Origin of the sequence: Actinomyces sp. (genome assembly GCF_030524025.1) — a bacterium.
GTDB lineage: Bacteria > Actinomycetota > Actinomycetes > Actinomycetales > Actinomycetaceae > Actinomyces.
Map to the genome: position 1 here is coordinate 1 of NZ_JAUNHI010000023.1, position 22,044 is coordinate 22,044.

Sequence of the window (22,044 nt, forward strand, 5' to 3'; positions counted from 1 at the left end):
CACCCCGAGATCGGGACATATGACACCTCGAGATCGGGACATATGGCACACGCTTGACGACCATGCCGGGACCCGATCGACCGGCGGACGGCCGGGCCTGGGGCCCGAGACGGTCACTAGACTCGCCGGTGATGACTGAGCAGCACACGAGCCCGCCACAGGCCCAGGACGCGACCGCCGTCGCCGACTCCCGGCAGACCGCGGCCGTCCTCCCACCGCGCACGGCGACCCAGGAGGTCCTGGGCCAGGCGGGTCGGCGCGGTCCCTTCCGGTATGGCGAGCGCGTCCAGGTCACCGATGTCAAGGGCGCCAAGAACACCTTCCAACTCGATCCCGGCGGCTACTTCCAGTCGGTGCGCGGCTCCTTCCGCCACCGCGACGTCGTCGGCCTGGAGGAGGGCACGGTGCTCACCACGGAGTCGGGCCATGAGCTGCTCCTCCTGCGGCCCCTGCTGGCCGACTACGTCCTGTCAATGCCGCGTGGCGCCCAAGTGGTCTACGCCAAGGACTCCGGCCAGATCATCGCGATGGGCGACATTTTCCCCGGTGCCCGCGTCGTCGAGGCCGGCGTGGGCTCAGGAGCCCTGACGATGAACCTACTCAGCGCGGTCGGCGAGAGCGGGCGCCTGCTGAGCATCGAGCGACGTGCGGACTTCGCCCAGATCGCCGCCTCCAACGTCGACTCCTGGTTCGGGCGCCACCATCCCGCCTGGGAGCTGCGCACCGGCGACTTCGCCGAGGTCACGGCCCACCATGTCGCCCAGGGGAGTATCGACCGCATCGTGCTCGACATGCTCGCCCCCTGGGAGAACATCGCCGAGTCCGCCCGCGTGCTCGTGCCCGGCGGCCTCCTCCTGGCCTACGTGGCCACCACCACCCAGCTGTCGCGCACGGTCGAGGCCCTGCGCCACAGCCGCCTGTTCACCGAGCCCGAGTCCTGGGAGTCGATGGTGCGTACCTGGAACGTCGACGGGCTGTCGGTGCGTCCCGACCACCGCATGGTCGCCCACACCGGCTTCCTGCTCACCGCACGGCGCCTGGCCGCCGGGTCGCTGCCCCTGACCCGCAAACGCCCGCCCGCCCGGGGCGCCTACGACGACGCCGGCTACTGGCTGCCCGAGGACGTGCGCGAGCGCACCAGCACCGACCGCAAGGTCCGCCGGGTCCTGCGCGACTGCCTGGCCAAGCAGCCGCAGGACCGCACCCCGGTGCTGCCGGGGACACCACTGGGCCAGGACGGGGGCTCCGACAAGGCCCGACGCCGACCGGGGACGGAGGCGACTGACCTGACTGATATGACCGACGTGACTGACGGGAATGACTCCTATGACGGGACTGCCTGACTCCGCGGCGCCCTCGGCGCCGTCCATCCCCCCGACGCGGCAGGGCGCGGCCCCCCAGGAGCTGGGCATGCCCGCCAAGGACTTCACGAGTCACCAGCTGCGCGAGGCCCGCTCTGAGGCGGTGAGCCTGGCCGCCAAGAATGAGCGCCTCGTCACCGCCCTGGGGGCGGCTCGCGAGCGCATCGCCGAGCTTGGCACCCAGCTCGACGCCGTGACCCTGCCGCCGGTCACCCTGGCCGTGCTCACCGGCCCGGCTGAGTCTCGCCAAGCGCCCAGGGCCGAGGACGACAACGAGGACGACAACGATGGCGCCGACGCCGAGACCGGCGCGGGTGGAGGGTGGCCGGTCGAGGTGCCGGTGGCGCTGGGCGGGCGCCCCATGCGCCTGGGTGTCCACCCCGGCCTCGACTCCGCCGAGCTGCGTGCCGGCAGGCTCGCGGCGGTCAACGACCAGATGCTCGTCGTCGACGTCCTGCCCGCGCCCGACACGGGGGAGGCGGTCGTCCTCGACGAGGTCCTCGACGAGCGCCGCGCGCTGGCGACCACCGGGGGAGGGGCCACCCGCGTGCTGGTCCTGGGCGGGGACCTCGACCATGACGCCCTGCGCCCCGGCGACACCCTGGCCGCCGACCTGCGAGCGGGCACGGCCACCGCGGTCATCGAGCGCACGAGCGTCGCCCAGCTCGTCGTCGCCGAGACCCCGGACGTCTCCTGGTCCGACATCGGTGGGCTGGCGCCGCAGATCGAGCAGATCCGCGACGCTCTCGAGCTGCCCTTCACCCACCCCGAGCTCTACCGCCGCTACGGGCTGCGGGCGCCCAAGGGACTGCTCCTGTACGGGCCGCCGGGCTGCGGCAAGACGCTCATCGCCAAGGCGGTGGCCACCTCCCTGGCGGGCTCGGCGCCGGGATCCGGACGGGGGGCGGCTTTCCTCAACATCAAGGGGCCCGAGCTGCTCTCGAAGTTCGTCGGCGAGACCGAGCGGCAGATCCGCGCCATCTTCGAGCAGGCCCGGAAAGTGGCCGCAGAGGACCGGCCTGTCGTCGTGTTCTTCGATGAGATGGAGGCGTTGTTCCGCACCCGGGGAACCGGGGTGTCCAGCGACGTTGAGACGATGATCGTCCCCCAGGTCCTGGCCGAGATCGACGGCGTGGAGTCGCTGAGCAACGTTGTGGTCATCGGTGCCTCCAACCGGGAGGACATGATCGACCCGGCGGTTCTGCGCCCGGGCCGCCTCGACGTCAAGATCCGTGTCGGGCGCCCCGACGCCGCCGGTGCCCTCGACGTCCTGTCCCGGCACCTGACCCCCGCCCTGCCCCTGGACCCCGGGGAGCTCGCCGGGCACGGAGGGGACCGCGAGGCTACCGTGCAGGCCATGGGCCAGGCGGTTGTCGCGGCGCTCTACGCGCGCACGCCCTCGACCGCGGTCCTCGAGGTCACCGACACCTCAGGGGCGACCGAGGTCCTGCATGTGGCGGACCTCGTCTCAGGGGCCATGCTCGCCGCCGTGGTCGCGCGGGCCAAGACCCAGGCGATCAAGGACGAGCTGGCCGGAGGCACCGGGGGGCTGTCGACGGCGGGGCTCCTACAGGCGGCCGCGGCCGAGGCACGCCAGAACGAGGAGATCACCGGTGCCACCAGCCCGGAGGGATGGGCCCGTCTGGTGGGCGGGCGCTCCATCCAGGTCGCCTCGGTCCGGCTGCTGGGCGGCGGGCCGCCGCCCGAGGCGGGGGAGCGGGGATGAGCGCCGTCGGAACCATGGACTTCCTGGGCCCGGTCTCCAGGCCGGTGGGGCTGGAGACTGAGTACGGCGTTGTCGAGCCCGGCAACCCCCGGGCCAACCCGGTCGTCCTGGCCACCAGGGTCGTGGAGGCCTATGGCGCACTGTCCCGGCCGGGCCTGGAGGGCCCGCCCGTCGCCTGGGACTACGAGGCCGAGGACCCGCTGGCGGACCTGCGGGGCGGGCGGATGGATCGCTCTGCGGCCCACCCCAGCCAGCTGACAGACGACCCTGCGCGCCTGGCGCCCCCGGCCCCGGAGGGCTCCGGCTCCCCGGCCTGGGGCAGCCGGCCGCGCCCCTCGGCGGCCGAGGCACCGCTTCCGCGGGCCACGACGGCGGTGCTGACCAACGGCGCCCGGCTCTACGTCGACCACGCCCACCCCGAGTACTCCTCCCCGGAGGTCCTGACCCCGCGCGAGGCACTCGTGTGGGACCGGGCCGGGGAGGAAATCGCCCGGCAGGCCATGAGCGCTCTGGACGCCGCGCCCGCCCGCGAGCCTTCCGCGGCTTTCGGCGGCGCGACTGGCGGCGGGGTCGTGCTCTACAAGAACAACGTCGACGGCAAGGGGGCGACCTACGGCTCCCACGAGAACTACCTCGTGCGCCGCGACCTGCCCTTCCACGTCCTGGCCACCGCCCTCATCCCCTTCCTCGTGACCCGCCCGGTCATCGCCGGCGCGGGCCGGGTGGGCATCGGCCAGCGCAGCGAGGCGCCGGGGTTCCAGATCAGCCAGCGGGCCGACTACGTCGAGACCGAGATCGGCCTGCAGACCACCTTCAACCGGCCGATCGTCAACACCCGCGACGAGCCCCACGCCCAGGCCGAGCTCTTCCGCCGCCTGCACATCATCAATGGGGACGCCAACCGGTTCGACGTCCCCATCTACCTCAAGGTTGCCACCACCGACCTGGTCCTGTGGTACCTCGAGCGGGCGCACGACCGCGGCGAGGCGATGGCGGGGCTCGAGCGCCTGCGCCTGACGCGCGATCCGGTCGAGGAGCACTGGGGACTGAGCCACGACACGACACTGAGGCACGCCCTGGCCACGGCCACGGGCCCGATGACCGCCCTGGAGATTCAGCGGGCCCATCTCGAGGCGGTCCGCGCCGCCATCACCGAGGACTTCGGGGGGACCGGCGCGCAGCAGGCCGGGCGGGACACCGCCGAGGCCCTCCATCTGTGGGAGGAGGCGCTGTCGCGCCTCGAGGCCTACGCCCGGGCCCTGGACGGGCCGCGGGAGGGGTGGGCGGCATCTCGGGCCGCCGAGATGATCGAGTGGATCGCCAAGCTGCAGCTGTGCCGGGGCCTGCGGGAGCGCACCGGGGCGCCGTGGGACGATCCGCGGCTGGCGGCTCTGGACATCCAGTGGGCCGACCTGCGCACGGGACGCTCGGTGGCCGACAAGCTGATCGGTGCCGGGCTGACCCGACGGCTGTGCACGGATGAGGAGGTCGCCTCGGCTGCTGTGACGGCGCCCCGCGGCACCCGCGCCGCGGCACGTGGGCGTGCTGTCGCCGAGTTCGGCGAGGTCGTCGCCGCATCATGGACGAGCCTGGTCGTGGACGTTCCGGGCGGGCCCGACCTGCTGCGCCTCGAGCTTCCCGGCGAGGTCGTCCTCGATGAGGAGGGGGTCGAGGGGGTCCTGGCCGACATCCGGCGGGCGCTTGGGCGCAGGGGCTCCGGTGGGGGACACTGAGCCCGTCCCCGTGCGCCAGGCGCACTCATCCCAGCAGGAGGCACGCTATGACCCAGCACGAGCAGATCCGGCCCACCGCCGGCCTGGGGGAGGATGCCCCGGCAGGGACGGGCGGCTCCGGCCAGGCCAGGGTGGTGGGCGTCGACGATATCCTCGACGAGATCGACACCGTCCTGGAGACCAATGCGGCGGCCTTCGTCGAGGGCTTCGTCCAGAAGGGCGGGCAGTGAGCACCTCGGACCCCGGCCGGGAGGCGGGCGTGACGGGTGGGCCGGCCCCCGGGCGCCGGCCCGCGGCCCGACGCGTCGTGGGCCTGGAGACCGAGTACGGCATCACCTGCGCCTCGACCACCGGCGGCCCGCCCCCGATGGACGCCGACAGCGCCGCCCACGAGCTGTTCGACCCGGTGGTCCAGCGCCACCGCGCCTCCAACGTCTTCACCCGCTCCGGTGCCCGCCTCTACCTCGACGTCGGCTCCCACCCCGAGTACGCGACGGCCGAGTGCGACCGGCTGACCGACCTGCTGGCCCAGGACCGTGCCGGCGAGCTGGTCATGGCCGACCTGGCGGCCCGGGCCAACGCCCGCCTGGAGGACCGGGAGGTCCCCGGCCGCATCCACCTGCTCAAGAACAACCTCGACGCCCGGGGCCAGGGCTTCGGCTGCCATGAGAACTACCTCGTGCGCCGTCGCGCCGAGTTCTGGAACGACGCCCGCACCCTCGTGCCCCACCTCGTCACCCGTCAGATCCTCGTCGGCGCGGGGCACCTCCTGGCCGGGCCCCGGGGGACGCGCTACGTCTTCTCTCAGCGGGCCGACCAGATGGAGGACGCGGTCTCCGCGGCCACGACCCGGGCGCGTCCCCTCATCAACACCCGCGACGAGCCGCATGCGGACGCCGAGCGCTACATGCGGCTGCACGTCATCGTCGGCGACTCCAACATCGCCCAGGGATCGACCCTGCTCAAGGTCGGCGCCATGGACCTGGTCCTCGACCTGCTCGAGCACGGCGGTGACCTGACCGACCTCGAGCTGGCGCAGCCCATGCGCGCCATCCGGGACACCTGTCACGATCTGTCGGGCTCGGCCGCCCTGGAGCTGGCGAGCGGCCGCACGATCACGCCGGTCGACCTCCAGGGCGAGCTGCTGGACCGGGTGGCCGACCACTGCCGGGCCGAGCTCGATCTCGATCCGCTGCGCGCCGGTGCCCTCGACCTGTGGGAGCGGGGCCTGGAGGCGGTGCGCTCGGGGGACCACACGCCGGTGGAGACCGACCTGGACTGGGCGGTCAAGCACCGGCTGCTCCTGCGCTACGCCGAGCGTGCGGGCACCGACCTGGACGACCCCCGGGTCCGGCGCCTGGCACTGGCCTACCACGACGTCGGCCCCGATGGCCTGAGGCCCGCGCTGGAGGAGGCGGGCCTGCTCAGGCGCGTTGTTGACGAGGAGACCTGTCGCCGGGCGGTGGACACGGCGCCGTCGACCACCCGGGCCCGCCTGCGCGGCATGGCGGTGTCTCGGGCGCAGGACCTGCGCCGCGACCTCAGTGTCGACTGGGTCATGCTCCGGCTCGACGACGGCAGCGTTCCCCCGGTGTCCCTGCGCGATCCTTTCGCCGCCCAGGACGATCGTGTCGACGCCCTGCTGGCCGCGATGGACCGTCAGGCGACCGGCCAGCCGCCGCCGTGCGCCTGACTCGGTTCTGGCATACTCACGGGATCTCCTATGACTACCCCCGACGACACGACCGACCTGCCGCTCGGCGGCGCTGACGGCAAGCCCCTCACGCGCCGCCAGATGAGGGAGCGCGAGCGCGCCCGGGAGGCGGCCGCCAGGGCCGCTGAGGCAGCGAGGGCCGCATCCGTGGCAACCCCTGCCGGCGAGCCTCGTGCCGCCGCCGTCGGGCGTCAGGCCCACGCCGTTCCGCCCGTTCCCACGGCCGCCACCCCTGAGGCCGCCCCCCGCGTCCCCCCGTTCCCGCCGCCCGGCCGGAACACACCTCCGGTGCTCACGCCGGCCCCCGCGCCCTCGGCCCTGCGCCGGGCGGCGGCCGGGGGCGTGAGCCGGGAGTCCAGGCGGACGGTGTCGCCTGTGCCGGTGGCGTCGGCAGGGTCGGCCGATGAGGCAGTGGGTGCCGCTTCCCCCGATGAGCCGGAGGACAGCGCGCAGGACCGGGACAAGGAGCCGGGGACCTCCACCGGCGCCCAGCGCGCCATCGGGGCGACCCTGGGCCGGCCTCGTCCGCGCGGGCGCGTCGCCCTGGTCCTGGCGGTTGTCGCCGCCCTGGCCATCGTCCTCGTGCCCGTGACGGTCTCCCGGTTCGCCGGGGGGACCGACGCCACGACCACCACGGCGAGCCAGGGCGCACCGGTGCCGGGAGACGCCCCTCTCGACCAGGTCATGGAGGTTGCCGGGCGCGTGGGCAGTGTCCCGGTCGTCTCCCTGTCCGGGCCGTTGACGGCCGTCGAGGCCGTCCGCACCGACGAGGTCGTCGTCGGGCAGGGCAGGGCGCTGGCCGCCGGTGAGGCCGTCCTGCTCAGCGTGTCGACCTTCTCGGGGACCGACGGGACGAACACGACGGGGACGACCGCGGGCAACCGGATCTACCGGGGGGTGCTCGACACCTCGACGCTCGGCCAGGCCCTGGCCGAAGCGGTCACGGGCGTCACGGAGGGGTCGCGCATTGTGCTGCGCGCGCCCATCACCGATGCCGCGGGCGCGGTGTCCACGGAGATCACGGTGGTCGACATCCTGCCGACCACCGCCACCGGCGAGGAGCTGAGCCCTCCGGCCGGCACACCCGCCGTCACCGTCGCGGCCGACTCCACGGTGACGCTGTCGGTCCAGGGGCTGCCCGCCCCCACCCGCTCGGCCTCGGCGCTGCTCGTGCGCGGACAGGGCCAGCAGGTCGAGAGCGACGACGTCGTCATCGCCCGCTACGCGACGGTGGGCTGGGCCGATGGGGCCATGCGCAACAACACCTACGGGGTGACGACCGTCCCCAGCCTCATCGACATGACCGACACCCTGTCGGGCATCAGCCGGCACCTGGTCGATGTGACGGTCGGCTCCCGGATCGTCCTGTCCCTGCCGGCCGACCAGGCCACGGGTGACGGAGCGGTGGCCGTCGTCATCGACGTCCTGGCCATCGCCGACGACGAGGCGCTGGCGCAGGCCTCAGCCTCCCCCGAGGCCACCGAGGACGGGGTGGTTTACGTCACTCCGTCGGCCGCGCCCTGAGGGCGGGCCCCGACTGTGCACTGGTCGGTGACCACGATGAGCCGGGGCTCCCAGGAGGTGCCGCGCCACCGGTGCGCCACGATCGAGGCCTGGGACTCCCAGGCCTCGATGTCCCACGTATAGGGGTCTCGCCGCCTGATCCGATGGTGCCTCAGCTCCTCAGGCGCCTCGAGAAGGACCCGCAGTACCGCGAGGGCCTCCAGGTCCTGGGCCACCGCCGCCAGTGCGCCGCAGCCCTCGATGAGGAGGACCGCGCCGTCCAGGGGCCCGATGACGAGATCGGTTCCCGGCGCCATGCGCCGCCAGTCCCAGCGCGGCGCCCGGGCGGGCAGTCCTCGGTCGAGGGCGGCCACGACCTGCGCGCACCGGTCGACGCCGGCGGACAGGCCCTGCCAGCCCGGAGCGAGGTCGTCGATCGCCAGGACGCCGGCGCACCGCTGTCCCAGCACCCCGGCGAGGCGGTCGGCCAGGGTGGATTTGCCCGCGCCGGGCGGGCCGTCAATGGCGATGACCACCCCGTGGGCGCGCCCCGGTGCGGTCCACCGCTCCCGGTCGGAGCACAGGCGGGCCAGCTCCTCGAGCGCCTGCCCGGGAGTCACGACGCTCGGTCGGCTCACCGTCCCGTTGGCATGCGTAGAGGTCATCGCGTCAGGCTAGATGATCGGTCCCGGGGGCGGTGGGCGGGCGCAGACAGGACCCCGGCCGACCGGTGTAGCCTCGTGCCAGCCGAGCACACCGACACGCCCGCCGGGAGGGACCACAGACGATGAGTGTCGCGATCCGCGTCATCCCATGCCTCGACGTCAAGGACGGCCGCGTGGTCAAGGGCGTCAACTTCATGGGGCTGCGTGACGCCGGCGACCCCGTCGAGCTGGCCCGCCGCTACGACGAGCAGGGCGCCGACGAGATCACCTTCCTGGACGTGTCCGCCTCGAGCGAGGACCGCTCGACGATGATGGAGGTCGTCTCGCGGACCGCCGAGCAGGTCTTCGTCCCGCTGACCGTGGGCGGAGGGGTGCGCAGCGTCGAGGACGTCGACAGGCTCCTGCGCGCCGGCGCCGACAAGGTCGGCATCAACACGGCCGCGATCCACCGCCCCGAGCTGCTGGCCGAGGTCGCCGAGCGCTTCGGCAACCAGGTGCTCGTCCTGTCGGTGGATGCCAGACGCTGCCCGCCGGGGGTGTCGACCCCCTCGGGCTACGAGGTGACCACCCACGGTGGCACCCGCTCAACGGGCCTGGACGCGGTGGCCTGGGCCGTGCGCGCCGCCGGGATGGGCGCCGGGGAGATCCTGCTCAACTCGATGGACGCCGACGGTGTCACCGGCGGCTTCGACCTGGAGATGCTCGACGCGGTGCGCGAGGTCGTCACCGTCCCGCTCATCGCCTCCGGTGGCGCGGGACGCGCGGAGGACTTCGCAGCCGCCGCCGACCACGGCGCCGACGCCGTGCTGGCCGCCAGCGTCTTCCACTACGGGGTCCTGACCATCGCCCAGGCCAAGGACGCCCTGCGGGTGGGCGGCCACCCCGTACGCTGAGCCCCACCATGCGGCGCCGGGTCCGTCCTGCGGCTAGACTTCGCTGGTGCTGGGGCCGGGTCTGGTTCCACGCCTGCACGATGCATGTGCCGTCCGACATAGAAAGGTTCTCCGATGACCAGCAACAACCCCGACCAGTACCCGAGCAACCAGGCCGGAGGTGACCAGGGGTACCCGGCCGGCCCGCCGCCCTACCAGACCGGAGGGGACCAGGGCTACCCGGCAGGCCCGCCGCCCTACCAGGGTCACAACGGACCTGCGTATGGTGGGTACAACGGCGGGACTGAGAAGAACAGCCTCGGTGGCTGGGCGCTAGGCCTGGGTATCGCCTCGATCGTCTGCTGCGGGCCCTTGACCGGCATCCCAGCGATCATTCTTGGCATCCTGGGCCTCCAGGCCGCCAAGGAGGGGCGTGCCACCAACAACGCCTTGTCGATCATCGGTATCGCTTTGGGTGCGATGGGAATCATCCTGACGATCGTTGGCTTCCTCACGGGCACCTACACCGACTTGATCGGCTCCTGACTCGGTGGGCGCGGCCGAGGCCCCGGAGGTCACCGGGGGCAGGAGTGGGCTGACAGCGGCACAGCGTACGGCGCTCGCTGCTTCCTTCCTGCCCTGCGTCGTGCTCCTCGGGTCCCAGGTGCTGGGCGGTGGAGTCCCGGCCGGACCCGACCTGTGCCCCGTGCACCGGCTCACCGGGTACTGGTGCCCCCTGTGCGGCGGCACCCGCGCGACCCATGCGCTGGTCCATGGGGACCTGCACACCGCCGTGGGCTACAACCCCTTCGCCCTGCTCCTCCTCGTGGCCGGAGGCGCCCTCGTGGCGCGCTGGCTCCTGCGCCGCGTGCGGGGCAGGCCCCGTCCGTTGCTGACGGGGCTTGTCACCGGCAGGGAGGTCGCGGTCCTGGCCGGCGCCGCCGCCCTGTTCGCCGTCGTGCGCAACATGCCGGGCATGTGGGTCCACCTGGGCCCGCTCCTGGGGCCTCCGGGCTAGGCGGGACCGGACGCCCCGGCCACGGTCCGCAACCGGCGTGCGACAATCGAGGCGTGACCGTCCCGAGCTCATCGACACCCACCTCAGCGGCACCTGCGCGGCGCCCCGACGCCCCCGGGCTGCCCGCCGGGATCGCCGCACGGCTCAAGCGGGACCGGGACGGCCTGGTCGCCGCGGTCGTCCAGCAGCACGACACCCGTGAGGTGCTCATGGTCGGGTGGATGGACGACGAGGCACTCCGGCGCACCCTGAGCCAGGGGCGTGTCACCTTCTGGTCGCGCTCCCGCCAGGAATACTGGCGCAAGGGCGACACCTCGGGCCACCACCAGTACGTCAAGGCGGTCAGCATCGACTGTGACGGCGACGCCCTGCTCGTCGAGGTCGACCAGGTCGGTGCCGCCTGCCACACCGGGGCGCGCACCTGCTTCCTCGCCGGAGGCGACCTGGAGGCGGTCGAGGGCGGGCGTCCCGTCACCTGAGCGGATTTGCCTGTCAGGCCCGTGGCCGAGGACCATGGGCGTGGACAACGACGTCGGCTCCCTGGCAGACCGAGTCCCGGGCCACGGCGAGGAGGTGCACCCATGACCGTCTTCGACACCCATGTCGCCGCCGCCAAGGCGGCGGTGGAGCGTCGCGAGCGGCTCACCCCCCTGGAGGACCTGCGCGAGCTCGTGCGCTCGGTGACCAGCACCCGGGACGCCAGCGCCCTGCTGCGCACCCCCGGGCGCGCGGTGGCCGTCGTCGCCGAGGTCAAGCGTGCCACCGCCACCTTCGCCGACCTGACCGGGGTGGGGGACCCGGCGGTCCTCGCCCGCTTCTACGAGGCCGGCGGGGCCGCCTGCGTGTCGGTGGTCACCGAGCCGTTGCGCTCCCACGGCTGCCTGGCAGACCTCGATGCCGTCCGCGCCGCCGTCGACGTGCCCGTGCTCGTCAACGACCTCGTCGTCACCCCCTACCAGGTCCACGAGGCGCGAGCCCACGGCGCCGAGCTGCTGCTGCTCGACGCCCGCCTCGAGCCACTGGTCCTCGAGTCGCTCATCGAGCGCACCCACTCGATGGGGATGACTGCGGTCGTCGACGTCCACTCCCGCCGCGAGGCGATCACCGCCGTGGAGTCGGGAGCCCGCGTCGTGGCGGTCGACGCCCGTGACCACGAGACCCTGGCCGTCGATCGACGCCGCTTCGAGCAGGTCGCCGAGCTCCTGCCCGCCTCGGTGACCCGGGTCGCCACCGGGGGAGTGCGGGGCCCCCGCGACGTCATGGGCTACGCTCGCGCGGGCGCCGACGTCGTCATCGTGGGGGAGGCCGTCCTGCGCTCGGCCGACCCCCAGCAGTTCGTCGCCGAGCTGGTCGCCGCGGGAAGCCATCCCGCCCTGCTGACCGCCACCCACAGAGAGGGGCTCTAAGTGCCCGCAGCCGCAGCGGCGGTCGCCGCGCATCTGACCGCGCTCGTGCCATCCGCGGCCTCATCGGCCTCATCGACCTCCTCGGTGGGGCCCGTCTCCATCCCCAGCCCCTCCCAGTCCGTGTGGTACCTGGGCCCCGTCCCCCTGCGCGCCTACGCCCTGTGCATGCTCGCCGGCATTGCCGTGGCCGTGTGGTGGACCGACCGGCGCTACCGGCGTGCGGGCGGGCCACAGGACACCGTCCTGGACCTCGCACTCGTCTCGGTGCCGGTGGGCATCGTCGGGGCCAGGCTCTACCACGTCCTGTCCTCCCCGGAGCGCTACTTCGGCCCGGAGGGCGACCTGTGGCTCATCCCCAGGATCTGGGAGGGCGGCCTCGGCGTGTGGGGGGGCATCGCCGCGGGTGCCGCGGCCTGCGCCTGGCTGCTGCGCCGCCGCGGCCTGCGCGTGGCCCCCTTCGCCGACGCCGCGGCCCCCACCGTCCTCGTGGCCCAGGCCATCGGGCGTCTGGGCAACTACTTCAACCAGGAGCTCTTCGGCGGACCGACGACACTGCCGTGGGGCCTGGAGATCGACGCCGCGCACCTGCCGCTCGGGTACGCACCGGGAACCCTGTTCCACCCCACCTTCCTCTACGAGGCGCTGTGGAACCTGTTCGGCGCGCTCGTCCTGCTCGGGCTGGGGCGGCGCCTGACCCGCGACGGCGGGGTCAGCGGCGGCCGGCTCATGTGGGCCTACCTCATGGTCTACACCTCCGGCAGGGTGTGGATCGAGTACCTGCGCGTCGATGACGCCCAGGTCGTGGCCGGGCTGCGCCTCAACGTGTGGACCTCGCTGGTCATCTTCCTCGTCGGCCTGGTGGGCTACGTATGGTCCTCCCGGCGGCCCCTGAGCGATGACATCGCCCTGCCCGGCCGGGCCCCCGCTCACTCGGAGGACCCCGAGACGGCGCCGGCCTCCTCCACCGGTACCCGCCCGGACGACGATGCGCAAGCCGAGGATCGCGTAATTCATGCGAAATCACGGCCTGACAGGCTTCGCGAGGACGAGACGCAGTAGTCCCGCATCTCGGACAACGGTCTGCGTCGCGGGGCGACGGCGTCGACGAGGACGGCGACGACGACAAGGACGGTCCGCATGCAGCAACCGGTGCCCCAGCCACGACACTCCGCGATGCCGCAGCGCCAGGGTCTGTACGACCCGGCCAACGAGCACGACGCCTGCGGCATGGGTTTCGTCGCCCGCCTCGACGGACGGCCCACCCACTCGGTGGTCACCGACGCCCTCCACGTCCTGGCCCGTCTGGACCACCGCGGCGCGGTCGGCGCCGAGGAGAACTCCGGTGACGGCGCGGGCATCCTCATGGCGGTGCCCGACGCCTTCCTGCGCGAGGAGATCGCCTCCCTGCCGGCGCCGGGCGCCTACGCCGTCGGTCTCGTGTTCCTGCCCGGCCCCCACGACGGCGCCCAGGCGCGCTCGACAGCGGTGGCCGCCGTCGAGCGCCTCGCCCGGGAGGAGGGCCTGCGGGTCGTGGGGTGGCGCGACGTGCCCACCGACGACTCGATGATCGGGCCCACCGCCCGCGGCTGCATGCCCGACTTCCGCCACCTCGTCGTGTCCGACCGCTCGGGGCGGGCCAGCGGGGTGGCCCTGGACCGGCTCGCCTACCGGCTGCGCCGGCGCGCCCAGCACGAGGCCGGTGTCTACATGGCCTCACTGTCCAGCCGCACGCTGGTGTACAAGGGCATGCTCACCACCGCCCAGCTCGCCGAGTTCTTCCCCGACCTGACCGACCAGCGCGTGGCCACGCACGTGGCCCTGGTGCACTCGCGCTTCTCGACCAACACCTTCCCCTCCTGGCCCCTGGCCCAGCCCTTCCGCATGATCGCCCACAACGGTGAGATCAACACCGTGCGCGGCAACCGCAACTGGATGGCGGCCCGTGAGAGCTCGATGACCAGCCCCGAGCTCGGTGAGCTCGCAGCCCTGCTGCCCGTGTGCAGCCCCGGCTCCTCGGACTCGGCCTCCTTCGACGAGGTCTTCGAGCTGCTCACCCTGGCGGGCCGCTCAATGCCCCACGCCATGGCCATGCTCGTGCCCGAGGCCTGGGAGAAGAACACGACGATGGACCCCGCGGTCCGCGCCTTCTACCAGTACTGCTCGGCGATCTGCGAGCCCTGGGACGGCCCGGCCGCCATGGTCTTCACCGACGGCGCCCAGGTCGGCGCCGTCATGGACCGCAACGGGCTGCGCCCCGGGCGCTGGACCGCCACCAAGGACGGCACGGTGGTCCTGGCCTCCGAGACCGGGGTCCTGCCCATCGACGAGTCCGACATCGTGGCGCGCGGGCGCCTGGAGCCGGGGACGATGTTCCTGGTCGACCTGGAGTCGGGCAGGATCGTGCCCGACGCCGAGATCAAGAACGCCCTGGCCTCCTCGGCCCCCTACGACCAGTGGCTCGCCGAGCAGATGGTCCGTCTGGAGGACCTGCCGGTGCGCGAGCACGTGGGCCACTCCCCGTCCTCGGTGCTGCGCCGGCAGCAGACCTTCGGGTACACCCACGAGGAGCTGAGCATGCTCCTGGCCCCGATGGCCGTGGGCGGGGCCGAGGCCATCGGCTCGATGGGCACTGACACCCCGATCGCCGTGCTGTCGGAGCGGCCGCGGCTCGTCTTCGACTACTTCAGCCAGCTCTTCGCCCAGGTGACCAACCCGCCCCTGGACTCCTACCGCGAGGAGCTGGTCACCTCCCTGTCGATGACGATCGGCCCGGAGCCCAACTTCCTGGCCGACCTGCCCGAGCACGCACGCAAGCTCGTCATCCCCTTCCCGGTGCTCACCTCCGACCAGCTCGCCCAGCTGACCCACATCGGGCGGGCCCGGGCGGGCAAGGGCTTCACCGCCGTCAAGGTCTCCGGGCTCTTCCGCGTCTCGGGAGGACAGGAAGCCCTGCGCGAGCGCATCGGCGAGATCTGCGCCGAGATCGATGACGCGGTCGAGGCGGGCGCCTCCTTCATCATCCTGTCGGACCGCGAGTCCACCGCCGAGATGGCCCCGATACCCTCGCTGCTGCTGACCAGCGCGGTCCACCACCACCTGCTGCGCCGGCGCACCCGCACGAAGGTGGGGCTCGTCGTCGAGGCCGGCGACGTGCGGGAGGTCCACCACGTCGCCCTGCTCATCGGCTACGGGGCGGGGGCGGTCAACCCCTACCTCGCCATGGAGTCCGTCGAGGACCTCGCCCGCGCCGGCGCCATCGACGTCGACCCCGAGCGCGCGGTCGACAATCTCGTCCAGGCCCTGGGCAAGGGTGTGCTCAAGGTCATGTCGAAGATGGGGATCTCGACGGTGGCCTCCTACCACGGCGCCCAGGTCTTCCAGGCCATCGGGCTGTCGGCCGAGCTCGTCGAGGAGTACTTCACCGGCACGCCCACCCCGTTGGGGGGAGTCGGCCTCGACGTCATTGCCGAGGAGGTCGCCGCCAGGCACCGCACCGCCTACCCGCCCTCGGGCATCTCCCCGGCGCACCGCACCCTGGCCACGGGGGGCGACTACCACTGGCGCCGGGAGGGCGAGGACCACCTCTTCACCCCCGAGACGATCGCGCGCCTCCAGCACGCCACCCGCACCGAGCAGCAGGAGGTCTTCCGCCGCTACACCGACGAGGTCAACGACCAGTCCCGCAGGCTGATGACCCTGCGAGGGCTCATGCGCCTGCGCACCGACGACGTCGTGCCGGTGCCCCTGGAGGAGGTCGAGCCGGTGGAGTCCATCGTCACCCGCTTCGCCACGGGGGCGATGAGCTATGGCTCCATCAGCCAGGAGGCCCACGAGCTGTTGGCCGTGGCGATGAACCGCCTGGGAGGCAAGTCGAACACCGGTGAGGGCGGGGAGATGCGCGAGCGGCTCCACGACCCCGAGCGCTGCTCGAAGATCAAGCAGGTCGCCTCCGGCCGCTTCGGCGTGACCGCGGAGTACCTCACCTTCGCCGAGGACATCCAGATCAAGATGGCCCAGGGCGCCAAGCCCGGGGAGGGCGGCCAGCTGCCCGCCCACAAGGTCTACCCGTGGGTCGCCCAGGCGCGCCGCTCCACCCCCGGGGTCGGCCTGGTCTCGCCGCCGCCGCATCACGACATCTACTCCATCGAGGACCTCGCCCAGCTCATCTCAGACCTGAAGAACGCCAACGAGGACGCCCGCATCCACGTCAAGCTCGTCTCCGAGATCGGTGTGGGCACCGTGGCCGCGGGCGTGTCGAAGGCCAAGGCCGACGTCGTCCTCATCTCCGGGTTCGACGGTGGCACCGGGGCGGCGCCGCTGACGAGCATCAAGCACGCCGGCGCGCCCTGGGAGATCGGCCTGGCCGAGGCCCAGCAGACCCTCGTGCTCAACGACCTGCGGGACAGGATCGTCGTCCAGTGCGACGGCCAGCTCAAGACCGGGCGCGACGTCGTCGTCGCCGCGCTCCTGGGCGCCGAGGAGTTCGGCTTCGCCACGACGGCCCTGGTCGTCTCGGGCTGCATCATGATGCGCAAGTGCCACCTCGACACGTGCCCGGTGGGCGTGGCCACCCAGAACCCGGTCCTGCGCGAGCGCTTCAGTGGGCGCCCCGAGTTCATCGTCACCTTCTTCCGCTACATCGCCGAGGAGGTGCGCGAGCTCCTGGCCAGCCTCGGCCTGCGCAGCATCGAGGAGGCCGTCGGACGTGCCGACCTGCTCGACGCGCGAGAGGCCATCGACCATTGGAAGGCCTCGGGACTCGACCTGACCGCGACCCTGACGATGGCCCAGCCGACCCCGGGCTCCTTCCTCCACCACGCACGGCCCCAGGACCACGGCCTCGACGGGGTGCTCGACCGCACGCTCATCTCCCTGGCCTCCCCGGCCCTGCGCAGCGGGACACCGGTGAGCGTGTCCCTGACCGTGGAGAACACCGACCGCTCCGTGGGCACGATGCTGGGCCACGAGATCGCCAAGACCCACGGCGACGACGGCCTGGCCGATGGCACGATCGAGATCAATCTCACCGGATCGGCCGGGCAGTCCCTGGGCGCCTTCGTCCCCCGGGGCGTGACGATCCGCCTGACCGGGGACGCCAACGACTACGTCGGCAAGTCCCTGTGCGGCGGGCGGGTCAGCGTGCGTCCGGGCCCTGACGCCGGCTTCGTCCCCGAGGACAACGTCATCGCGGGCAACGTCATCGGCTACGGCGCGACGGCCGGCCGGCTGTTCATCCGCGGCCGGGTCGGCGAGCGCTTCGCCGTGCGCAACTCCGGGGCCACGCTCGTGGCCGAGGGCGCCGGCGACCACGCCCTGGAGTACATGACCGGAGGCACGGCCGTCATCCTGGGTCCCACCGGACGCAACGTCGCCGCCGGCATGTCCGGCGGGACCGGCTACGTGCTCGACCTCGACCCCGCCCGGGTCAACGCCGAGGCGCTGGCCTCCGGGGCCATCGACCTCGCCCCGCTGGAGGAGGGCGACATCCGCGACCTCACAGCGGTCCTGGAGGAGCACGTGGCCGAGACCGGCTCCCAGCGAGCCGCCGCACTCCTGGCCGACCCCCGGGAGCTGGCCGCCCGCTTCACCCGGATCCTGCCCCGCCACTACGCGGCGGTGCGCAGGATCCTGGCCCAGGCCCAGTCCGAGGGCCTGACCCCGTCCGACCCCACCGTGTGGCAGAGCATCCTGGAGGTGTCCCGTGGCTGATCCCCGCGGCTTCCTGACGACGACCGAGCGCGAGCTCCCGTCCTACCGGCCGGTCGAGGTCCGCATCCTCGACTACCGGGAGGTCGAGGACCGCAGCACCCAGGACGAGGCGATGGTGCGGCGGCAGGCCTCGCGCTGCATGAACTGCGGCATCCCCTTCTGCCACTCCGCCTGCCCCCTGGGCAACCTCATCCCCGAGTGGAACGACCTGACGTGGAAAGGCGACCTGGCCTCGGCGGTCGAGCGCCTCCACGCGACCAACAACTTCCCCGAGCTGACCGGCAGGCTGTGCCCGGCGCCCTGCGAGTACGCCTGCACCCTGGGCATCAACCAGCCGGCGATCACGATCAAGAACATCGAGCACTCCATCGCCGAGGACGCCTTCGAGGCCGGTCTGGTCGCCCCCCAGGTCCCGGCCTTCCTGACCGGGTCGACGGTGGCGGTCATCGGCTCGGGCCCCGCCGGGCTGGCCGCCGCCCAGCAACTGACCCGCGCCGGGCACACCGTGGCCGTCTTCGAGCGCGACGACCTGCCCGGCGGGCTGCTGCGCTACGGCATCCCCGAGTTCAAGCTCGAGAAGTCGGTCCTCGACCGGCGCCTGGCCCAGATGGAGGCCGAGGGGACCCGCTTCCGCACCGGCGTCGAGGTCGGTTCCGACATCACCGGCGCCGAGCTGCTCGAGTCCTACGACGCCGTGGTCATCGCGGTGGGCACCCCCCAGCGCCGGGACCTGCACGTGCCGGGCCGCGAGCTGGAGGGCACCGTCCAGGCGCTCGACTACCTGACCGCCGCCACCCGGGAGGTCCACGGCCAGGGGCCGACCCCCATCAGCGCCGAGGGCAAGGACGTCGTCATCATCGGCGGCGGGGACACCGGCGCCGACTGCCTGGGCACGGCGATCCGCCAAGGGGCCGCTTCGGTGACCTCCATCGAGATCATGCCCGCCCCGCCGGTCCAGCGGCCCGACAACCAGCCCTGGCCCACCTACCCCCGGCTGTACAAGGTCGCCAGCGCCCACGAGGAGGGCGGGGAGCGGCTGTGGGCCACCTCGACCGTCGAGATGGTCGATGACGGCCAGGGACGCGTGGGATCCCTACGGCTGACCGAGGTCCGCCTCGAGGGCGGCCGTCCGGTGCCCGTCCCGGGGACCGAGCGCGTCATCCCCGCCCAGCTCGTCCTGCTTGCCATGGGCTTCACCGGCGTCGCCCCCACCGGTGTCGTCGCCCAGCTCGGCCTCGAGGTCGACGGGCGCGGCCGGGTCGTGCGCGACAACCAGTGGGCCACCGCGGTCCCCGGGGTCTTCGTCGCCGGCGACGCCGGGCGCGGACAGAGCCTCATCGTGTGGGCCATCGCCGAGGGCAGGTCCGTGGCCGCCGCCGTGGATCGCTACCTGTCGGGGTCCACCGGGCTGGCCTCCCCGGTCACCCCGACCCAGGTCCAGTTCCAGCCCTGATGACCGAGCCGGCCTGGATCGCCGCGGGAGAGCTCCCCGGGGCGTAGCCGACACGACACTCCACCGCCCGGAGCCGATCATTTAGGCTTGACCCATGCGCAGAGCCAAGATCGTATGCACCCTGGGACCAGCCACCGACTCCCCCGAGCAGGTGCAAGCGCTCGTGGACGCGGGCATGAACGTGTGCCGCATCAACCGCTCCCACGGGCGCGCCGAGGACCAGGAAGAGGTCATCGCCCGCGTGCGCGCGGCCGCCGAGGCCTCCGGGCGGCCGGTGGCCATCCTTGTGGACCTTCAGGGCCCCAAGATCCGACTGGGCAGGTTCGTGGGCGACCAGAAGGTCATGCTCAACAAGGGCGACGAGTTCACGATCACCACCGACGACGTCCTGGGCACCGTCAAGCGGGTGTCGACGACCTTCAAGGGCCTGCCCGGGGACTGCCGTCCTGGGGACCGCCTCCTCATCGACGACGGCAATGTCGCCGTGCGTGTCGTGGCCGTCACCGACACCGACGTGGTCACCAAGGTCGAGGTCCCCGGCTACGTGTCGAACAACAAGGGCATCAACCTGCCCGGTGTGGCCGTGTCGGTCCCGGCCCTCAGCGAGAAGGACCGTGGCGACCTGCGCTGGGCCCTCAAGATCGGGGCCGACTTCATCGCCCTGTCCTTCGTACGCTCGGCCGATGACATCAATGACGTCCACGAGATCATGGACGAGGTCGGTGTGCGCATCCCCGTCATCGCCAAGATCGAGAAGCCCCAGGCGGTGCAGAACCTCTTCGACATCGTCTCGACCTTCGACGGCATCATGGTGGCGCGCGGCGACCTCGGCGTCGAGATGCCCCTCGAGGCGGTGCCCCTCGTCCAGAAGCGGGCCATCGAGCTGGCCCGCAGGCAGGCCAAGCCGGTCATCGTGGCCACCCAGGTCCTCGAGTCGATGATCCACAACCCGCGGCCCACGCGCGCCGAGGCCTCGGACTGCGCCAACGCGATCCTCGACGGCGCCGACGCCGTCATGCTCTCGGGGGAGACCTCCGTGGGCGCCTACCCGATCGAGGCCGTGCGCACGATGGCCAGCATCATCGAGAACGTCGAGGAGAACGGCGGTGAGCGCATCGCCGCGCTGGGCTCCTACCCCCAGACCCGCGGCGGGGCGCTGACCCGCGCCGCAGCCGAGATGGGCGAGCAGCTCGACGCGACCTACCTGGTCACCTTCACCCAGTCCGGAGACACCGCCCGGCGGCTGTCCCGCCTGCGCTCCTCGATCCCGCTGCTGGCCTTCACGCCCCTGTGCTCGACCCGCAACCAGCTCGCGATCTCGTGGGGCGTGGCGCCCTACGAGGTGCCCGCGGTCACGCACACCGATGAGATGGTCGCCCAGGTCGACGAGATGCTTCAGGCCAGGCATCTGGCCCGCGTCGGGGACACGGTCATCATCGTGGCCGGCATGCCCCCCGGCACGCCGGGCTCGACCAACTCGATCCGCGTCCACACCGTCGGCGAGGTCGACTGAGACCGACCGCGCCCCGGCGCACCGCGCCGGGGCGCGGTTAGTGGTACCTCCGGAGGGACTCGAACCCTCAACACTCCGATTTTGAGTCGGATGCCTCTGCCAGTTGGGCTACGGAGGCGCGTGCGACGTGCGATGCTGTGGATGAGCATACTAGGATCGTGGCGTGAGCAACGAGTCTGGTTCCTCCCGCACCCGCACGGTCATCGTCGCTGAGGACGAGACACTCATCCGGCTCGACATTGTCGAGATCCTCACCGACGCCGGTTACGAGGTCGTTGCCGAGGCCGCCGACGGCGAGGAGGCGGTCCGCCTCGTCGACGAGCACCAGCCCGACCTCGTGGTCATGGACGTCAAGATGCCCGTCCTGGACGGCATCACCGCGGCCGAGCGCATTCTGGACAAGCACTCTCTGGCCGTGGTCATGCTCACAGCCTTCTCCCAGACCGAGCTCGTTGAGCGCGCCAGCGCCGCGGGGGCCATGGCTTACGTCGTCAAGCCCTTCACTCCGGCCGACCTCATCCCGGCTTTGGAGATCGCGGTCTCCCGCCACGAGGAGATCCGCTCCCTGGAGTCGGAGATCTCCGACCTCCAAGAGCGCTTCGAGACCCGCAAGCGCGTCGACCGCGCCAAGGGGCTGCTCATGGAGAAGATGGGGCTCAGTGAGCCCGAGTCCTTCCGCTGGCTGCAGAAGACCTCGATGAACCGGCGCCTGACCATGCGTGAGGTCGCCGACGCCGTCATCGAGCAGGTCGGGGGCTCCTGAGCCGGGCACCCGCGCGCCTCACTCCCGCGGCTCGACGCTCCCGGCGACCTCCTCAAGGGGCTCCGGCGACGTCTCCACCGGGGTGTACAGCGAGCGCAGGCTGCCGCGGGCGACGGGCTCGCCGTCCTCGTCGGAGACGCGGACCTCGTAGACGGCTGTGCGGCGGCCCCGGTGGGTCGGCGTGGCCACGGCCGTCACCCAGCCGCGGTGCGCCGGGCGCAGGTGGCTGACGTGGAGCTCGGCGCCCACCGGTACGGTCCCCTCCGGTCCGGCCTGCCGTGCGGCCACTGAGGCGGCCGTCTCGATGAGCGCCGCGCTCGCCCCGCCGTGCAGGATCCCCACGACCTGCCGAGCCCCCTCGACCGGCATGCGTACGACCGTCCGCTCCGCAGAGCGCTCGATGACCTCCATCCGCAGCGTCGCCATGAGCGTGCCGCGCTCGGAGTCCTCCAGCCCCGCCGTGCCCAGCGCGCTCGTGGCCGACACCGCCGAGCCCGCCGGGCGGGGGTCGGGGAAGGGCCGGGCGGCGAAGGCGGGGAAGGCCACAGGCAGGTCGGCGGACTGGGAGGTCGGGGGGTTGTCGTCGCTCATACCCGTAGGCTGGCACG

Annotated in this window: 18 protein-coding genes and 1 tRNA gene; 16 read left to right on the forward strand and 3 right to left on the reverse strand. The window is 72.6% G+C overall.

Annotated features, from left to right (window positions below):
• Positions 1 to 131 precede the first annotated feature (131 nt).
• The 6 genes from Q4C85_RS08930 (at position 132) to Q4C85_RS08955 (ending at position 8,058) form a co-directional block, all read left to right on the forward strand.
• A complete protein-coding gene (locus Q4C85_RS08930) occupies positions 132 to 1,343 on the forward strand; it encodes a tRNA (adenine-N1)-methyltransferase (RefSeq protein WP_303141413.1) in 1,212 nt (403 codons plus the stop codon).
• Positions 1,344 to 1,410: 67 nt separating this feature from the next.
• Positions 1,411 to 3,087, forward strand: coding sequence for a proteasome ATPase (gene arc / locus Q4C85_RS08935; RefSeq protein WP_303141439.1), 1,677 nt, complete (start codon positions 1,411 to 1,413; stop codon positions 3,085 to 3,087).
• Positions 3,084 to 4,820: a depupylase/deamidase Dop gene (gene dop / locus Q4C85_RS08940; RefSeq protein ID WP_303141414.1), complete on the forward strand. Its 1,737-nt coding sequence runs from the start codon at positions 3,084 to 3,086 to the stop codon at positions 4,818 to 4,820. The genes arc and dop overlap by 4 nt, the downstream gene beginning before the upstream one ends.
• Before the next feature lie 47 nt (positions 4,821 to 4,867).
• Complete coding sequence (locus tag Q4C85_RS08945) at positions 4,868 to 5,050, forward strand: ubiquitin-like protein Pup (protein WP_303141415.1); 183 nt, start codon at positions 4,868 to 4,870, stop codon at positions 5,048 to 5,050.
• A gap of 29 nt (positions 5,051 to 5,079) precedes the next feature.
• Complete coding sequence (gene pafA, locus Q4C85_RS08950) at positions 5,080 to 6,513, forward strand: Pup--protein ligase (RefSeq protein WP_303141440.1); 1,434 nt, start codon at positions 5,080 to 5,082, stop codon at positions 6,511 to 6,513.
• Between the two features lie 432 nt (positions 6,514 to 6,945).
• Positions 6,946 to 8,058 (forward strand): hypothetical protein, encoded by a 1,113-nt coding sequence (locus Q4C85_RS08955; RefSeq protein WP_303141416.1) that lies wholly within the window; start codon positions 6,946 to 6,948, stop codon positions 8,056 to 8,058.
• Here the strand turns inward: Q4C85_RS08955 and Q4C85_RS08960 are convergent.
• A complete protein-coding gene (locus Q4C85_RS08960) occupies positions 8,031 to 8,702 on the reverse strand; it encodes a hypothetical protein (RefSeq protein ID WP_303141417.1) in 672 nt (223 codons plus the stop codon). The genes Q4C85_RS08955 and Q4C85_RS08960 overlap by 28 nt on opposite strands.
• A 122-nt stretch (positions 8,703 to 8,824) precedes the next feature.
• On the opposite strand from Q4C85_RS08960, the gene hisF reads away from it, so the two are divergent.
• The 9 genes from hisF (at position 8,825) to pyk (ending at position 20,673) form a co-directional block, all read left to right on the forward strand.
• Positions 8,825 to 9,595, forward strand: a complete 771-nt coding sequence (gene hisF / locus Q4C85_RS08965) for an imidazole glycerol phosphate synthase subunit HisF (RefSeq protein WP_303141418.1) — start codon at positions 8,825 to 8,827, stop codon at positions 9,593 to 9,595.
• Positions 9,596 to 9,709: 114 nt separating this feature from the next.
• Positions 9,710 to 10,120, forward strand: coding sequence for a DUF4190 domain-containing protein (locus Q4C85_RS08970; RefSeq protein ID WP_303141419.1), 411 nt, complete (start codon positions 9,710 to 9,712; stop codon positions 10,118 to 10,120).
• A gap of 88 nt (positions 10,121 to 10,208) precedes the next feature.
• The gene (locus Q4C85_RS08975; RefSeq protein WP_303141441.1) at positions 10,209 to 10,592 is read left to right on the forward strand and encodes a DUF2752 domain-containing protein; all 384 of its coding nucleotides are present in this window, start codon (positions 10,209 to 10,211) and stop codon (positions 10,590 to 10,592) included.
• A gap of 119 nt (positions 10,593 to 10,711) precedes the next feature.
• On the forward strand, positions 10,712 to 11,071 hold the full coding sequence (hisI, locus tag Q4C85_RS08980; protein ID WP_303141442.1) for a phosphoribosyl-AMP cyclohydrolase: 360 nt from the start codon (positions 10,712 to 10,714) through the stop codon (positions 11,069 to 11,071).
• Positions 11,072 to 11,173: 102 nt separating this feature from the next.
• Positions 11,174 to 11,998, forward strand: a complete 825-nt coding sequence (locus Q4C85_RS08985) for an indole-3-glycerol-phosphate synthase (protein WP_303141420.1) — start codon at positions 11,174 to 11,176, stop codon at positions 11,996 to 11,998.
• A gap of 84 nt (positions 11,999 to 12,082) precedes the next feature.
• Entirely contained in the window at positions 12,083 to 13,057 is a 975-nt protein-coding gene (gene lgt, locus Q4C85_RS08990) for a prolipoprotein diacylglyceryl transferase (protein WP_303141443.1), read from the forward strand.
• Positions 13,058 to 13,135: 78 nt separating this feature from the next.
• Positions 13,136 to 17,707 carry a glutamate synthase large subunit gene (gene gltB, locus Q4C85_RS08995; RefSeq protein WP_303141421.1) on the forward strand — a complete coding sequence of 1,524 codons (4,572 nt, stop codon included), beginning with the start codon at positions 13,136 to 13,138 and terminating at the stop codon, positions 17,705 to 17,707.
• The gene (locus tag Q4C85_RS09000) at positions 17,700 to 19,160 is read left to right on the forward strand and encodes a glutamate synthase subunit beta (RefSeq protein ID WP_303141423.1); all 1,461 of its coding nucleotides are present in this window, start codon (positions 17,700 to 17,702) and stop codon (positions 19,158 to 19,160) included. Before gltB ends, Q4C85_RS09000 begins: the two co-directional genes overlap by 8 nt.
• A 94-nt stretch (positions 19,161 to 19,254) precedes the next feature.
• On the forward strand, positions 19,255 to 20,673 hold the full coding sequence (gene pyk / locus Q4C85_RS09005; RefSeq protein WP_303141424.1) for a pyruvate kinase: 1,419 nt from the start codon (positions 19,255 to 19,257) through the stop codon (positions 20,671 to 20,673).
• 41 nt (positions 20,674 to 20,714) lie between these two features.
• Here the strand turns inward: pyk and Q4C85_RS09010 are convergent.
• Positions 20,715 to 20,791, reverse strand: a tRNA-Leu gene (locus Q4C85_RS09010).
• A gap of 45 nt (positions 20,792 to 20,836) precedes the next feature.
• Between Q4C85_RS09010 and Q4C85_RS09015 the strand changes: the two genes are divergently transcribed.
• Positions 20,837 to 21,436: an ANTAR domain-containing response regulator gene (locus tag Q4C85_RS09015; RefSeq protein WP_303141425.1), complete on the forward strand. Its 600-nt coding sequence runs from the start codon at positions 20,837 to 20,839 to the stop codon at positions 21,434 to 21,436.
• A gap of 18 nt (positions 21,437 to 21,454) precedes the next feature.
• Here the strand turns inward: Q4C85_RS09015 and Q4C85_RS09020 are convergent, their stop codons facing one another.
• Positions 21,455 to 22,027, reverse strand: coding sequence for a PaaI family thioesterase (locus Q4C85_RS09020; RefSeq protein WP_303141426.1), 573 nt, complete (start codon positions 22,025 to 22,027; stop codon positions 21,455 to 21,457).
• Positions 22,028 to 22,044 lie beyond the last annotated feature (17 nt).

What these genes read in the sequence shown, in the direction of transcription:
- Q4C85_RS08930 (WP_303141413.1), top strand. Translation starts at nt 132, where the DNA reads ATGACTGAGCAGCACACGAGCCCGCCACAGGCCCAGGACGCGACCGCC.
- arc (WP_303141439.1), top strand. Translation starts at nt 1,411, where the DNA reads ATGCCCGCCAAGGACTTCACGAGTCACCAGCTGCGCGAGGCCCGCTCT.
- dop (WP_303141414.1), top strand. Translation starts at nt 3,084, where the DNA reads ATGAGCGCCGTCGGAACCATGGACTTCCTGGGCCCGGTCTCCAGGCCG.
- Q4C85_RS08945 (WP_303141415.1), top strand. Translation starts at nt 4,868, where the DNA reads ATGACCCAGCACGAGCAGATCCGGCCCACCGCCGGCCTGGGGGAGGAT.
- Q4C85_RS08960 (WP_303141417.1), bottom strand. Translation starts at nt 8,702, where the DNA reads ATGACCTCTACGCATGCCAACGGGACGGTGAGCCGACCGAGCGTCGTG.
- hisF (WP_303141418.1), top strand. Translation starts at nt 8,825, where the DNA reads ATGAGTGTCGCGATCCGCGTCATCCCATGCCTCGACGTCAAGGACGGC.
- Q4C85_RS08970 (WP_303141419.1), top strand. Translation starts at nt 9,710, where the DNA reads ATGACCAGCAACAACCCCGACCAGTACCCGAGCAACCAGGCCGGAGGT.
- Q4C85_RS08985 (WP_303141420.1), top strand. Translation starts at nt 11,174, where the DNA reads ATGACCGTCTTCGACACCCATGTCGCCGCCGCCAAGGCGGCGGTGGAG.
- gltB (WP_303141421.1), top strand. Translation starts at nt 13,136, where the DNA reads ATGCAGCAACCGGTGCCCCAGCCACGACACTCCGCGATGCCGCAGCGC.
- pyk (WP_303141424.1), top strand. Translation starts at nt 19,255, where the DNA reads ATGCGCAGAGCCAAGATCGTATGCACCCTGGGACCAGCCACCGACTCC.
- Q4C85_RS09020 (WP_303141426.1), bottom strand. Translation starts at nt 22,027, where the DNA reads ATGAGCGACGACAACCCCCCGACCTCCCAGTCCGCCGACCTGCCTGTG.